The sequence below is a fragment of the Nocardia caishijiensis NBRC 108228 genome, assembly GCF_001612825.1.
Lineage (GTDB): Bacteria > Actinomycetota > Actinomycetes > Mycobacteriales > Mycobacteriaceae > Nocardia > Nocardia caishijiensis.
In genome coordinates this window covers 88822-102066 of the sequence record NZ_BDBE01000039.1, presented here as the reverse complement: position 1 = coordinate 102066, position 13245 = coordinate 88822, and the positions used below count along the sequence as shown (strand labels likewise).

Annotated in this window: 12 protein-coding genes; 9 read left to right on the top strand and 3 right to left on the bottom strand. The window is 70.0% G+C overall.

Annotated features, from left to right (window positions below; all coding sequences use genetic code 11):
* Window positions 1-70: 70 nt before the first annotated feature.
* The gene (locus tag NC7_RS21820; protein WP_067986053.1) at window positions 71-889 is read left to right on the top strand and encodes an NADPH-dependent oxidoreductase; all 819 of its coding nucleotides are present in this window, start codon (window positions 71-73) and stop codon (window positions 887-889) included.
* A 6-nt stretch (window positions 890-895) separates the two neighbouring features.
* On the opposite strand, the gene NC7_RS21815 is transcribed toward NC7_RS21820, so the two are convergent.
* Window positions 896-1888 carry an LLM class flavin-dependent oxidoreductase gene (locus tag NC7_RS21815; protein ID WP_067986051.1) on the bottom strand — a complete coding sequence of 331 codons (993 nt, stop codon included), beginning with the start codon at window positions 1886-1888 and terminating at the stop codon, window positions 896-898.
* A 144-nt stretch (window positions 1889-2032) separates the two neighbouring features.
* Between NC7_RS21815 and NC7_RS21810 the strand changes: the two genes are divergently transcribed.
* Together NC7_RS21810 and NC7_RS21805 are read left to right on the top strand one after the other, a co-directional pair.
* Window positions 2033-3448 carry an amino acid permease gene (locus NC7_RS21810; RefSeq protein WP_067986049.1) on the top strand — a complete coding sequence of 472 codons (1416 nt, stop codon included), beginning with the start codon at window positions 2033-2035 and terminating at the stop codon, window positions 3446-3448.
* 133 nt (window positions 3449-3581) lie between these two features.
* Window positions 3582-4805 (top strand): hypothetical protein, encoded by a 1224-nt coding sequence (locus NC7_RS21805; RefSeq protein ID WP_067986047.1) that lies wholly within the window; start codon window positions 3582-3584, stop codon window positions 4803-4805.
* 83 nt (window positions 4806-4888) lie between these two features.
* On the opposite strand, the gene NC7_RS21800 is transcribed toward NC7_RS21805, so the two are convergent.
* Both NC7_RS21800 and NC7_RS21795 read right to left on the bottom strand, forming a co-directional pair.
* Entirely contained in the window at window positions 4889-6295 is a 1407-nt protein-coding gene (locus tag NC7_RS21800) for an MFS transporter (RefSeq protein WP_067986045.1), read from the bottom strand.
* A 103-nt stretch (window positions 6296-6398) separates the two neighbouring features.
* Window positions 6399-7145 (bottom strand): IclR family transcriptional regulator, encoded by a 747-nt coding sequence (locus NC7_RS21795; protein WP_067986043.1) that lies wholly within the window; start codon window positions 7143-7145, stop codon window positions 6399-6401.
* A 208-nt stretch (window positions 7146-7353) separates the two neighbouring features.
* Here NC7_RS21795 and NC7_RS21790 point away from each other — a divergent pair, with 208 nt between their 5' ends.
* Genes NC7_RS21790 through NC7_RS21765 form a run of 6 tightly spaced genes read left to right on the top strand, consistent with a single transcriptional unit; the run spans window position 7354 to window position 13240 of the window.
* Window positions 7354-8391: an NrtA/SsuA/CpmA family ABC transporter substrate-binding protein gene (locus NC7_RS21790; RefSeq protein WP_067986041.1), complete on the top strand. Its 1038-nt coding sequence runs from the start codon at window positions 7354-7356 to the stop codon at window positions 8389-8391.
* A gap of 2 nt (window positions 8392-8393) precedes the next feature.
* Window positions 8394-9209 carry an ABC transporter permease gene (locus NC7_RS21785; RefSeq protein ID WP_067986039.1) on the top strand — a complete coding sequence of 272 codons (816 nt, stop codon included), beginning with the start codon at window positions 8394-8396 and terminating at the stop codon, window positions 9207-9209.
* Window positions 9206-9961, top strand: coding sequence for an ABC transporter ATP-binding protein (locus tag NC7_RS21780; protein ID WP_067986037.1), 756 nt, complete (start codon window positions 9206-9208; stop codon window positions 9959-9961). The genes NC7_RS21785 and NC7_RS21780 overlap by 4 nt, the downstream gene beginning before the upstream one ends.
* Window positions 9958-10983, top strand: a complete 1026-nt coding sequence (locus NC7_RS21775; protein ID WP_067986034.1) for an ABC transporter substrate-binding protein — start codon at window positions 9958-9960, stop codon at window positions 10981-10983. Before NC7_RS21780 ends, NC7_RS21775 begins: the two co-directional genes overlap by 4 nt.
* Window positions 10980-12074 carry an LLM class flavin-dependent oxidoreductase gene (locus NC7_RS21770; RefSeq protein WP_067986032.1) on the top strand — a complete coding sequence of 365 codons (1095 nt, stop codon included), beginning with the start codon at window positions 10980-10982 and terminating at the stop codon, window positions 12072-12074. Before NC7_RS21775 ends, NC7_RS21770 begins: the two co-directional genes overlap by 4 nt.
* Window positions 12071-13240, top strand: coding sequence for an LLM class flavin-dependent oxidoreductase (locus NC7_RS21765; RefSeq protein WP_067986031.1), 1170 nt, complete (start codon window positions 12071-12073; stop codon window positions 13238-13240). Before NC7_RS21770 ends, NC7_RS21765 begins: the two co-directional genes overlap by 4 nt.
* Window positions 13241-13245: the final 5 nt, after the last annotated feature.

Genomic DNA, 13245 nt, shown 5'->3' with positions numbered 1-13245 from the left:
GGCCGTGGCATTGGATTCACGGTGAGAGTTATCGCAGACGGCTCCCACCACCGTGACCGACGATGGCGCTATGACGCAGACCGCCTCCCACCCAGTCCAGCAGCGCTACGCGGACCCCGACGCCGCCGTTCCCGCGCAGTGGAACACCGTGCTCGAGGTGTTGCACGAACACAAATCGGTGCGTCGCTACCTGCCCGATCCCGTCGCGCCGGAGACGATCCGCCTGCTGGTTTCGGCGGCGCAGTCGGCGCCGACCTCGTCGAATCTGCAGGCGTGGAGCGTGATCGAGGTCCGTGATCCGGCGCGGCGGGCGCGGCTGGCGGCGATCGCGGGCGGCCAGGCGCACATCGAGCAGGCGCCGGTGCTGCTGGTGTGGACGGCCGACTTCGCCCGCTTACGGCAACTCGCCGACGATCACCGCGCGCCCCTCGACGGTGTCGACTACCTGGAATCCAGCTACGTCGGTGTGGTCGATGCCGCGCTCGCCGCCCAGAACGCGGTGATCGCCGCCGAATCGCTCGGGCTCGGCACCGTCTACATCGGTGCGTTGCGCAACGACCCCGAGCAGGTCGTGGCGGAACTGAACCTGCCCGCCCACGTGTTCCCCGTCTTCGGGCTGGTGGTCGGGTATCCCGACCCGGCGGAGGGCACGCGGGTCAAGCCGCGCCTGCCCCAGGCCGCCGTGCTGCACCAGGAGACCTACGACCTGCCCGGCCAGCGCGAACCGGTCGCCGCCTACGAGCAGCGGATCGGCGCGGTCTACGGCGACCAGGGGCTCCCGTTCTCCTGGACCGAGCGGGTCTTGGCCCGCCTCGGCTCCGAAGCCGCGCTCAACGGCAGGCACCGGTTGCGGGAGTCGTTGACCACCATGGGATTCCGACTCCGTTGAGGTGGGTCAGCCGTTGATCGCGCGGGCGGTGAGTTCGAGGGAACGGATGCGGGTGTCGAGGTCGTAGACCAGGGTGGTGAGCATCAGCTCGTCGGGCCGGGTGTCCTCGATGAGCTGGGCCGCCTGGGCGCGCACCGTTTCCGGCGATCCCTGCAATTGACCGGCCTTGCGCTGCGCGGCGAAGTGCCGTTCGACCTCGGTGCGCGGGAACCCCTCGGCCTGTGCAGGGGTCGCCATCGCCTGTGGGCGTCCGGCCCGCAGGTTGACGAAGGCCAGGTCGCGCGGTGCGGCGAGCCGGTCGGCCTCGGCATCGGTGTCGGCGCAGATCGCCGACACGGCGACGATGCTGTACGGCTCGGGCCGGGTGGGCGAGGGCCGGAAGTTGTCCCGGTAGAGCGCGAGGGCGGCGGCGGTGTTCTCCCCGGCGAAATGATGCGCGAACGCGAACGGCAACCCCAGGACGGCCGCGACCTGCGCGCTGTAACCGCTCGAGCCGAGCAACCACATCTCGGGCTGCGCGCCGCGACCGGGGGTGGCGACGATTCCGTCGGGGTCCGTCCCCCCGAAATAGCCCATCAGGGCGGTGAGCTCGCGGGGGAACGATTCGGCGCCGAGCCCGTCGGCGTGGCGGCGCAGCGCGCGGGCGGTAGCGGGATCGGTGCCGGGAGCGCGGCCGATCCCGAGGTCGATGCGGCCGGGATGCAGCGCCTCGAGGGTGCCGAACTGTTCGGCCACGACCAGCGGGGCGTGATTGGGCAGCATCACCCCGCCCGAACCGACCCGGATGCGCGAGGTCGAGGCGGCCAGATGGGCCAGCACCACGGCGGGCGCCGAACTGGCGATGCCGGGCATGTTGTGGTGCTCGGCCACCCAGAACCGGTGAAAGCCCAGTTCCTCGGCGCGCTTGGCGAAGCGGGTCGTGGCGTGCAGCGCCGCTCCCGCGTCCGCGTCGGCCTGCACCGGTGCCAGATCCAGCACCGACAACGTGACCGGGCTCATGAGTCTCCTTCGCGTGGCAATCCCCTTCGTAGGCCAACCGGTGCGGCGGCCCGGGTATTTCCGCCCGAGCGGCAGGGGTGATCGGCGGCACGGTTGCGCAGCGGTAGCGTGCAGCACTGATCGACACGAAGGAAGGATCCCGCCATGTCCGTTGACGGCCCCGGCCTACCCACCGCCGCGCCGACCGACGCCCCGACCACACCGTCGGAGGAAGGCTACGCGCGCGGGCTCGATCCGCGCACGATCCAGATGATCGCCATCGGCGGTGCCATCGGCACCGGCCTGTTCTACGGCTCCGGTGCGGCGATCGAACAGGCCGGGCCGTCGCTGATCCTGGCCTATCTCGCCGCCGGGTCGGCGATCTTCGTCATCATGCGCGCGCTCGGTGAGCTGCTCACCTACCGTCCGGTCTCGGGCAGCTTCGCCGAATACGCGCACGAATTCCTCGGCCGTTTCGCCGGGTTCGCCACCGGCTGGTCGTACTGGGCGGTGTGGGTGTCGACCTGCATGGCCGAGATCACCGTCGCCGGGCACTACGTGCGGTACTGGTTCGACATCCCGCAGTGGGTGACCGCGCTGGTCGTGCTGGCGGTGCTGTTCACCGCCAACCTCATCTCGGTGCGCCTGTTCGGTGAGGGCGAATTCTGGTTCTCGGCGATCAAGGTGACCGCGATCCTGGCGATGATCCTGATCGGCATCGGTGTGCTGGTATTCGGATTCGGTCACGCGGCGGACCCGACGGTGACCAACCTGTGGGCCGACGGTGGCGTGTTCCCGCACGGCTTCGGGCAGACCCTGCTGGTGTTGCAGATCGTGGTGTTCGCTTACGTCGGTGTCGAATTGGTCGGTGTGACCGCGGGGGAGGCCCGTGATCCGAAGACCACCCTGCGCAAGGCGATCAACACCCTGCCGTTCCGGATCGGCCTGTTCTATGTCGGTGCGCTCGTGGTGATCATGTCGGTGGCAGGCTGGCGCAGTTTCCACGCCGGGCGCAGCCCGTTCGTCGAGGTGTTCGAGCAGATCGGGATCCCGGCCGCCGCGGGCATCATCAACTTCGTGCTGCTCACCGCGGCGCTGTCGTCGTGCAACTCCGGGATCTACTCGACCGGCCGCATGCTGCGCAGTCTCGCGCTGCACGAGGAGGCACCGGCGGGGTTCGCGAAACTGAGCAAGCAGTCGGTGCCGTTCACCGGCATCTGCGCGTCGGCGGGGGCGATGGTGATCGGTGTGGTGGTGAACGTGATCTCGCCGGACAAGGCGTTCGCCTACATCACCTCGGTGAGCACGGTGGGGATCATCGTCGTCTGGGGCGTGATCCTGGTGTGCCACCTGAAGTACCGCGCCGAGGTGCGCGCCGGTGCGCTGCCCGCCGGCGACTACCGGTTGCCCGGTGCCCCGGTGACCACCTGGGCGGCGCTCGGTTTCCTCGGCCTGGTCGTCGTGCTGCTGCTGTGGACCGACGGCGGACGCACGGCGCTGATGGTCGGCGCGGTGTGGGGCGTGCTGGTGTGCGCGGGCTACTACGCCTTCGGCCGCGAGGAGGTCGCGCGCACGCACTGAACGCGGTGGGTCGCCGTTTGCTGGAAAGCCGCTGGCAGACAAGCGTTTTCTGTCATACCCCAGCGGTATCGTCGAGGTGTCACACAACTGGCCCGGCGAGTGTTGCCGGGCGGTGCGAGAACGGGGGCACGACATGAGTGACGACCACCGCGGCGATCCGCGGCCACCACGGAGGCACGGAACCACCTGGCGCGAATCGGAATACCGCGTCCTGGCCGACGACCTGCGCGCGGGCGTGGACCTGACCCGCACCGCGCACACGCTCGGGCGAACGGAATCGGCGATCCGCACCGCACTGCGCAACTTCGTGCCACCCGAGGACCGGGTGTCCACCGCCGAGCGCGAGCGCTGGGTGCGGACCCGTCTGGTCGCCGAACCCGAGTGGGACTGGTGGGCGGTCGTGATCGACGCCCATCGCCGTTCCGGCAGCCGACTGTGGTTCACCCAACACGAACACTGCGCCCGGATCGGGTGGCGCCGCAGGACTCCCATGCCCGCTCTCGCCCAGGAGCTCGACACCTCGGAACTCTCGGCCGCCGAACTGCTGCGCTCGCTCGGTCTCGTCGAGAGCATCGAGGAAGCCGCCGAGCGCCTTGGCGCGACCCCGGGCCACGCCCTCGCCGACCGGGTCGCGGCCCGCCGCGACCGCGCCGTCGGCGCCCGCTGGATCCTCGTCGTCGACGGCGCCGCGGGCACGACCCACCCACGCAACGCCCCGACCCGCCGCCACATCTCCCTGCACGAAACCCGCGCCGCCGCCGAAGCCGAACGCGACCGCGTACTCGCCTGGCACCAGCGACTCACCTCGTCGGCGCGGCACGGTGCTCCGGACGAACCCGCACCCGGGCCGTCGGTACCGGAGTTGCTCGGCCCGCGCTCCGCCGCACCGGCCGGGAACAACTCCGATGCGCCCTCCGCGCACCCGCGCGGCGGTCCCGGTGACACTTCCGATCCCGGCGAGCCGCTGTGGTCGCAGGAACGGCCGCGCGCCCGCAGCGATACCGCGGCAGCGTCCGGCGTTCGAGAACCCGCTCTGTCGGGCGAGCAGGTGTGGTGGACCATCGCCGAGCGCGGACTCGGTGCGAGCACCGGGCCGACCCGGTGCGGTGAATTCGCCGCACCGACGACCGGCGGTGAGATCGCCGCGGAGGCACTGGCAGTGGGTGACATCATCCGGGTTCCGGTTCCCGACGGGTTCCTCCAGGACCGGATCACCGCGATCACCCGCACCGGATCGGGGACACCGATCACCGTCGACCTGGCTCCGGTCGCGAACTCACGCATCCGCCGCGTCGTCGAATTCGCGCCGCAGGAGCGGGTCGAGGTGGTGCGCGGCACCGAACAGCGATCCGCCTGACCACGTTCGTCGGCACGGACCACCGCCCGAGGCACCCCGCGTCGGGCGATGGCCGCTCGGGCATCGACCGCCGCGACCGGAGGTCAGTCGGCGGTTCGGCCGGGCATGGTGGCCGCGGCCGCGAACATGATCACCGCCATGGCCAGGAGTGCGGCGAACACCAGGTGGATGCCTGAGGCGAGTTCGCCGGGGGTGGGGTGGTCGGGGTCGGTGATGCCGGTGTTGACCACGGCGCCGAACACGGCGACGCCGAGCGCGCTGCCGAGGGAGCGGGCGAACATGTTGGCCGAGGTCACCACGCCCCGCTCCTGCCACGGTGCGCTGTTCTGCGCGGCGATCAGGGTGGGGGAGGCGACCAGGCCCATCCCGCCGCCGATCAAAAAGCACGAACCCGCGATCTGCCACGGGCTGGTCCCGGCGCCGATGAACAGCGTCGTGGCGCAACCGGCCACAGCGAGGGTGCTGCCGAGCAGAGCGGTGATGCGAAAACCCCAGCGCAGGTAGAGCTTCCCCGACAGGGTCGCCGCCAGCGGCCAGCCGAGGGTCAACCCGCCGACGGCGAATCCAGCGACCAGGGCACTGGTGCCCAGCACCCCCTGGGCGAAGGTCGGGACGTAGGAGGTCAATCCCAGCACGACCGCGCCGACGAGCAGCGAGACCGTGCTACTGGCGATCACGATCCGGCGGGTGAAAACCCACACGGGCAGAACCGGATTCGCCACCCGCGTCTCCACCACGGCGAACGCGGCGAGCACCACCGTGCTCCCCGCGAACAGCCCGATCGACACCGGTGATCCCCACGCCCACGCCTGCCCGCCCTCGAGCAGGGCCAGGATCAGCGCCCCGCCGCCGAGCGTGAGCAGCACCGCGCCGAGGTAGTCGATCCGCTGACGGCTCCGTGGCGCCGATTCGCTGAAGTGCCGCACCAACATCCACGCCGCCACCGCGCACAGCGGCAGGTTGATCAGAAAGATCCACCGCCAATCCGCGTGATCGGACAGCAGACCACCCAGCAGCGGGCCGAGCACCGCCGACCCGGCCCAGACACCGGCCATGTAGCCCTGCATCCTGGCCCGTTCGGCCAGGGTGTAGAGGTCGCTGGCGATGACCATCGTCATCGGCTGGATCGCACCCGCGCCGATTCCCTGGACGGCGCGGAACACGATGAGCGCGAGCATGCTCGAGGCCAGGCCACACAGCAGCGAACCCAGCGCGAACACGGCGATCCCGAACAGGATCACCGGTTTGCGCCCGACCATGTCGGCGAGTTTGCCGTAGATCGGCACCGTCACCGCCTGGGCGAGCAGGTAGATCGAGAACAACCAGGGGAACAGGGCGAACCCACCGAGCGAATCGGTGATGGTGAGGACCGCCGTGGCGATGATCGTGGAGTCGAGCGCGATCAGCGAGGTCGAGAGCATGAGCGAGGCGAGTACCGCACCTCGCTCGGAACGCAGCCCGACAGCCGGGTCCGCCGTATCGGTCGCCACTGCGGTCCTTTCCTCGACAAACCACTTTCGCCACCGTATCCGGCGTAACCCCGTGTGCGCGCGGGGTTTTCACCGGCAATCGAAAGGCGTGCTCGACCGGTCTTCAGGCCGCCGCGAACTTGGCGGCGATCTCGGCCGCGGTGACCTTGGCCAGCTCGACGAAGAACGGCACCCGCTCATCGATCATCAACGTGACGGGTCCGCGCAGGCCGAGCGCGAACCGGCACCGACCCCCGGGGTCGAGGATCGGCAGACCGATGGTGCGGAATCCGGGGTCGAGTTCGCGGTCGTTGAAGGCGTAGCCCCGCTGGCGGGTGGTGACGAGTTCGGCGCGGAGTTCCTCCGGCCCGGTGACCGATCGCTCGGTGCCCTCCTCGTAGGGCAGCGAGCGCAACTCGTCGTCGTCGACGTCGGACCAGGCGAGCAGGGCTTTGCCGAGGGCGCTGGCGTGCAGCGGTAGCCGCACACCCTGCAGTTTGTGCCCGTCGCTCTCGCGCCACCGGCTGGTGCCGAGGAGCACGGCGTGGATTCCGTGACGGGTCGCGACCGAGCCCGTCGCCCCGGTGGTGGCGGCCAGCTGTTCCAGGCAGGGCTCGGCGAGGTAGATCTTGTGCTGGCGGTAGGCGATCTGGCCGTATTCGGCCAGGGCCCCGCCCATGCGATACCGACTGGACTCGGCGTCCTTCTCCAGAAAGCCCGCCTGCACCAGCGCACCGAGCAACCGGTGGGTGGTGCTGACCGCGAGTCCTTGTGCGCGTGCGACTTCCGAGACGCCGCGTTCCTCGCCGCCACGAAAGCAGTCGAGCACCGACAGGGCTCGGGTCACGGTCTGCACGCTGGCTGTCTCCACGAACCGAAGGTAACACAGGCGCAGGCACCAGCCGGGCCGCGTATTCCGGTAGATGGAAAGGGCTGTGACGCAACGCTTCGGTATTCGCCATAATTCCGCCGATGTGTTCCTGTCAAGCTTTCCGATCCACGGAAAGGCATACCTTGTTCGGGGTCCTGGGCGCTCGTACGCTCCGAGGACATCTACCCCCCCCGAACAGGAGCCCCGAATGTCGCGCAGGCTGTCGGCCTTCTCGCGGATCGCCCTCGCGATCGCCCCCGTCGTCGTCCTCGTCGCGGCATGTGGCTCCGGCTCGACGCCGGAGCAGGGGGCACACGCCACGTACGTTCTCAAGGTCACCGATCCGGGCAACAGCGGCCCGCTGGCGGTCGGCAAACGCGACGGCACCTTCGACGCGGCCCTCGCGCCGCTGGGTGCCAAGATCGAATGGGTCAGCACCACACCGGGTTTCAGCTCCATGCTGAAACTGTTCAACACCGGCGAACTCGACGTCTCGGGCGCCGCCTTCAGCCCCGTCGTCGGCGCGCTGTCCAAGGATGTCGGCGTGAAGATCGTCGCGGTGGCCGACCCGGCGGGCCAGGACCAGAGTGGAATCGTCGTCCGGCCGGAGTCGGGCGTGACCACGGTGGCCGGACTGGCTGGCAAGCGGATCGCGGTGAACCCGGCGGGCAAGGGTGAGTACATCACGCTCAAAGCCCTTGCCCAGGCCGGTATCCCGGCCGATCAGGTCACCCGCGTTCCGCTGCAGCAGAAGGACGCCGCCTCGGCGTTCGCGACCGGCAAGGTCGACGCCTGGGCGTCGTTCCTGGTGCCCTACCAGGAGGCCAAGGCCGCGGGCGCGGTGGAGATCACCACCGAGAAGCAGATCGGTTCCAAGGACAACTCCGTGGTGGTGTTCCGCACCGAGATCCTCGACGAACGCCCGGACGTCGCCGCGAAGTACCTGGAAGTCCTGCAGGGGCTCACCGCGAAACAGAAGACGGCACCGGCCGATTTCGAGAACGTCTTCGAGAAGTCCGGTCCCCGCGCGCTCACCGGTGAACGGCTGGCCGACGCCATCCGGGTGGGCGCGCAGGCCTCCGTACCGCGGCTGCCCGTCGACTCCGACGCGACCGATCTGGCCGACGTGGTGAACACCTTCGCCGACAACGGTGTCATCACCCGCCGCATCACCGCGGCCGACATCTTCTACGACCTGAAATCCAAGCTGACCCCCGAACAGCTCGCCGCGTTGAAGGACAAGTGAAGATGAGCACTCTCGCCCTCGCCGCACCACCGGTGCGGTGCACCAGGCAGCGGCCACGGTGGTTGTCGCTCGGCTTGCGGGCACTGCTGCCCGCCGTCATCGTGCTCGCCTGGTGGGCGGGCACGGCCAGCGGCGCGATCTCGCCACGGGTGATCGCCGGACCCGGCGCGGTCTGGTCGGCGCTGGTCGAGCTGGCGGGCAGCGGCCAGTTGCTCGACTTCGCGCTCGCCTCGTTCGGTCGCGCCGCCGCCGGGGTGGCGATCGGAGTCGGGGTCGGGTTGGTGCTCGGCCTGTTGTCGGGGCTGTCGGCGCTCGGCGAGGAACTGGTCGACTCGACCATGCAGATCGTGCGGGCGGTGCCGTTCTTGGCCCTGGTGCCGCTGTTCATCGCCTGGTTCGGTATCGACGAGCTCTACAAGGTGCTGCTCATCGCGGTGGCGACCACAGCGCCGATGTACGCCTACACCTACCTCGGTGTGCGCAATGTGGACCGCAAGATGGTCGAGGCGGCGCGCGGCTTCGGGCTCACCGGAACCCGGCTCGTCGCCGAGGTGATCGTGCCCGCCGCCCTGCCCGGCATCCTGATGGCGCTGCGGGTGTGCCTGTCGATCAGCATCACGGCGCTGATCGCCGCCGAACAGGTCGGCACCCAGCAGGGCGTCGGCTACCTGGTGACCCTGGCCCAGGAGTACAACCGCACCGACTACATGGTGCTGTGCGTGGTCCTCTACGCGCTGCTCGGTCTGGTGTTCGACGCACTCGTACGGCTCGCGGAACGGTACGCGTTGCCCTGGCGCAAGCAGGTGGCGATCCGATGACGACAACAGCGGCCGCCCCGCTCGACGTGGCGGTTGACCCGGTGGCGGTGTCGATCACCGGTCTGCGCAAGGCCTTCGGCGACAATACCGTGCTCGACGGTGTCGACCTCACCATCCGCCGCGGCGAGTTCGTGGTGCTGCTCGGCCCGAGCGGCACCGGCAAGACCACGCTGCTGCGCTTGCTCACCGGTCTCGAAACACCCGATGCCGGTGCGGTTCTGGTGCCGCCACGCCGCACCACCGTGTATCAGGAACCGCGCCTGATTCCGTCGAAACGGGTGCTGGCCAACGTGATCGTCGGTCTGCGGCGCGGCAGGGCACAGCGCGACGCCGGTCTGCGCGCACTGACCGAAGTACACCTCGACGGCAAGGCGAAGCAATGGCCCGCCACGTTGTCCGGCGGCGAGGCGCAGCGCGCCGCCCTGGCCAGGGCCCTGGTCCGCGAACCCGAACTGCTGCTGCTCGACGAGCCGTTCGCGGCACTGGACGCGCTGACCCGGTTGCGCATGCAGGACTTGGTCGGCGATCTGGTCGCCCGTCACCGGCCCGCCGTCCTCATGGTGACCCACGATGTGGACGAGGCGATTCGACTCGCCGACCGGGTGATCATCCTCGACCGCGGCCGTTTCGCCGTGGACGAGACCGTCGACCTACCCCACCCGCGCGATCACGCCGCGCCCGAAACACTCGGCTACCGAACGCGATTCCTCGCCCAACTCGGTGTCGGACCACATGCAAGGAGCCTGTCATGACCGAAACCCTGTGGTACACCCGCTGCCCCGTGCCCACCGCGAGCGGCCTGGCGCACAGCCTCGGCTGGCTCGGTGAGACCGCCGCGAGCGCGGGTCTCGCGTTCGGCGTCCTGCAGGACGCGGACCCGGAACTCGCCGGACACCACTTCCTGCACGACCTGTCCGGACTGATCCGCGAGGGCGGCAATGTGCCTGCCCTGGCCGCGCGCGCACAGGGTTCGCCGACCCGCCTGATCGGTCTCACCTGGATCGACGAGTCCCAGGCGATCCTGGTCGGCCCCGAGTCGCCGGTCACCGACGCCGCCGGGCTGGCCGGACTGCGTGTCGGGATCCCCGCCTGGGCGCAGGACCAGGCTCGCAGCTTCCCGCGCGCGATGGCGTTGCACGGCTTCGCCAACGCCCTGCGCCCGGCCGGTCTCACGCTGTCCGATGTGCGCGTCGTCGAACTCGACGTCGAGCGGGAACCGCAGGTGCGCACCGAGATCCAGACCGCTCGCCGCTCGGTGACCTGGGGTGTGCCCGAACTGCTCGACGGCACGGTCGACGCGATCTACGTCAAGGGCGCCCGTGCCAAGGAGGTGGCGGTCGAACACGGCCTGCGGGTCGCGGTCGACCTCGACGCCTCGGCCACCAAGCACCTGCGGGTCAACAACGGCACCCCGCGCCCGATCACGGTGCACGCCGATCTGCTGGAATCCCGGCCCGAGGTCGTCGTCGGTTTCCTGGCGCAGAGCCTGCGTGCCGCCGACTGGGCAGCCAATGACCTCGACGGGGTCCGGACGGTGCTGCAGCGCGAAACACTGTCCGGCCCCTCGGGCGTCGTCGCCGCCTACGGTGCCGAGTTCCATCGCGGCCTGCACCCCTCGCTCACCGACGAACGCGTCGAACTGCTCGGTGTGCAGAAACAGTTCCTCTACACCCACGGCTTCCTTGCCGCCGATTTCGACCTCGAATCCTGGGTGGCCCCCGAGCCGTTGGCGCGGGCGCACGAGATCGTCGCCGCCGAGCGGGTGTCGGCATGACCGAGTTCCTCTGGCGGCTCCCCAGCCGGGGCGACGGCCGACGCGCCGATCCGGCGCGGCGTGGACGCGGCGGGTTCGGGCCGCGGCCCGGTGGCGTCGAGACCACCGATGTGCGCCCCGACCGCTTCGGTCCGTTCGACGAGCTCGCCCAGATCGTCGACGCGGCCGAACTGACCGGCTTCGACGGAGTACTCGCACCCTACGATCCCCTCGGCGAGGAATCCTGGATTGTGGCGGCCGCGGCCCTGCGCGCTACCCGCTACGCCCGCGTGACGGTCGAATTCCAGCCCGCCTTCGGCACACCGGTGTACGCGGCCAAGGTGTCGGCGACCCTGCAGCGGCACTCGGCCGGTCGCCTGAACTGGCGATTGGCCGTCGACACCGACGAGGCCGAGGCCCGCACGCGCGGTGACCTGCTCACCGGTGCCGAACGCTACGACCGGGCCGCGGAGTTCCTCACCGTCGCGCGCGGTGTCTGGAACGAGACCGAGGTCGGCGCAGCGGGATTCGCGGGCACCGGCTTCGACTACGCGGGCCGCTACTACGACGTGGCCGACGGTGGTTTCCGGGGAATCCTGTCCGGGCTGCCGTTCCCGGAGGTGCAGCTGAGCGGGACCACGCCCGCCGCGCTCGCGCTCTCGGCCGCGCACGCGGACCTCCACCTGTTCGCCGAACAGGTGGAGGGAATCAGCGGTGTGGTCGCCGACTTGGCGCAGCGGTCCGCCGCGGCCGGTCGGGACGTGCGAGTGGGGCTCGAGCTGCCGATCATCGCCAGGGAGACCGAAGACGAAGCCTGGGCGCGCGTGCATCGCCTCTGGAACGAACTCGACCGATCCGACACCGTCGCCGACCACGCGCTCGGTGCCGGACGCTGGGCCGGTTTCGAGGCGTTCGGCTACGACCAGCGCATCGGCCTGGTCGGTAGCTACGCGCAGGTGGCACAGCAGCTGTCGACGTACGCGGCCGACGGCGTGCGGACCTTCGTGCTGTCGGGCCACCCCGCCATCGAGGAGATCCACCGCGCGGGCGAACATCTGCTCTTCCTCGCCGACCCCTCGGGTCGCACACTCGCTCAGGAGCTCACCGCATGACCATCGACGTCTATTGGCGCATCGGCATGGAGGGTGACCACGCCTCGCTGCGCACGCCGCGCCGCTACAACCGGGGCAACGCGGGCGGCTACGGTCCCGGCAATATCGCCCCGGCCGTCCGGGGTGGCGCACTCGACCAGTACACCTACCTCGACCACGTCGCCGCGGTCGCCAAGGCCACGGAATCGGCGGGCTTCCTCGGCGGGTTGCTGCCGTCGTTCCCGGTGACCGACGACCCGTGGGCCTTCGCCGCCGCGCTCGCCGCCGAGACCACCACCTACCGCTTCATGGTCGCCTTCCAGCCGGGTTTCCTGCATCCCGTGCAGGCGGCGCGGATGTCGGCGAGTCTGCAGCGCGCCACGGGTGGGCGACTGGTCTACAACATCATCAGCGGTGGCGGCGGTCCGGCCCAATTGTGGTGGGGCGACAAGGTTTCCCACGACGACCGCTACGCGCGCACGAGCGAGTTCCTCGACGTGTTGCGCGGGGTCTGGGATGGTGAACCCTTCGATCACGACGGCCGCTTCTTCCGCACCGAAGGTGCCGCGCTGCCACCTGGACTGGCCGGTCAGCCCTTCCCGGAGGTGTACTTCTCCGGTTCGTCGGGTGCCGCCGTGGCCGCCGCAGGTCGCCACGCCGACTACTACCTGTCCTGGCTCGAGCCCTACGCCGACCTGCGCGCCAAATTCGACGGTGTGCGGCGCAACGCCGAAACCACCGGACGCACACCGAAGTTCGCCGTCCGCATCGACATCGTCGCCCGCCACACCGAAGAAGCCGCGTGGGCCGAGATCGAGCAGGGCTGGGCTTTCGTCGACCGCGACGCCGCCAACCGTGCGGCCCAGGGTGACTCGGTCGGCGCCGCCCGGATCAAGGGCTGGGTGCCCGAGAACATCACCGGCTACCGCGATCTGGAAGTCCAGCCCAATGTCTGGTGCGGTTTCAGCCTGATCCGGGGCGGCCCGGCCTTCGGCCTGGTCGGCAGCTACGAACAGGTCGCCCAGCGGCTCGACGAATTGATCGACCTCGGCGTCGACGCCTTCATCCTCGCGGGCAACCCGCACCTGGAAGAGGCCTACCGGGTCGGTGAGGAAGTGCTGCCGCTACTCGGCCGTTCCCGGCTCACCGCCCCGCCCACCGACACCGTCCTCGCGACGTCCCGATAACCACA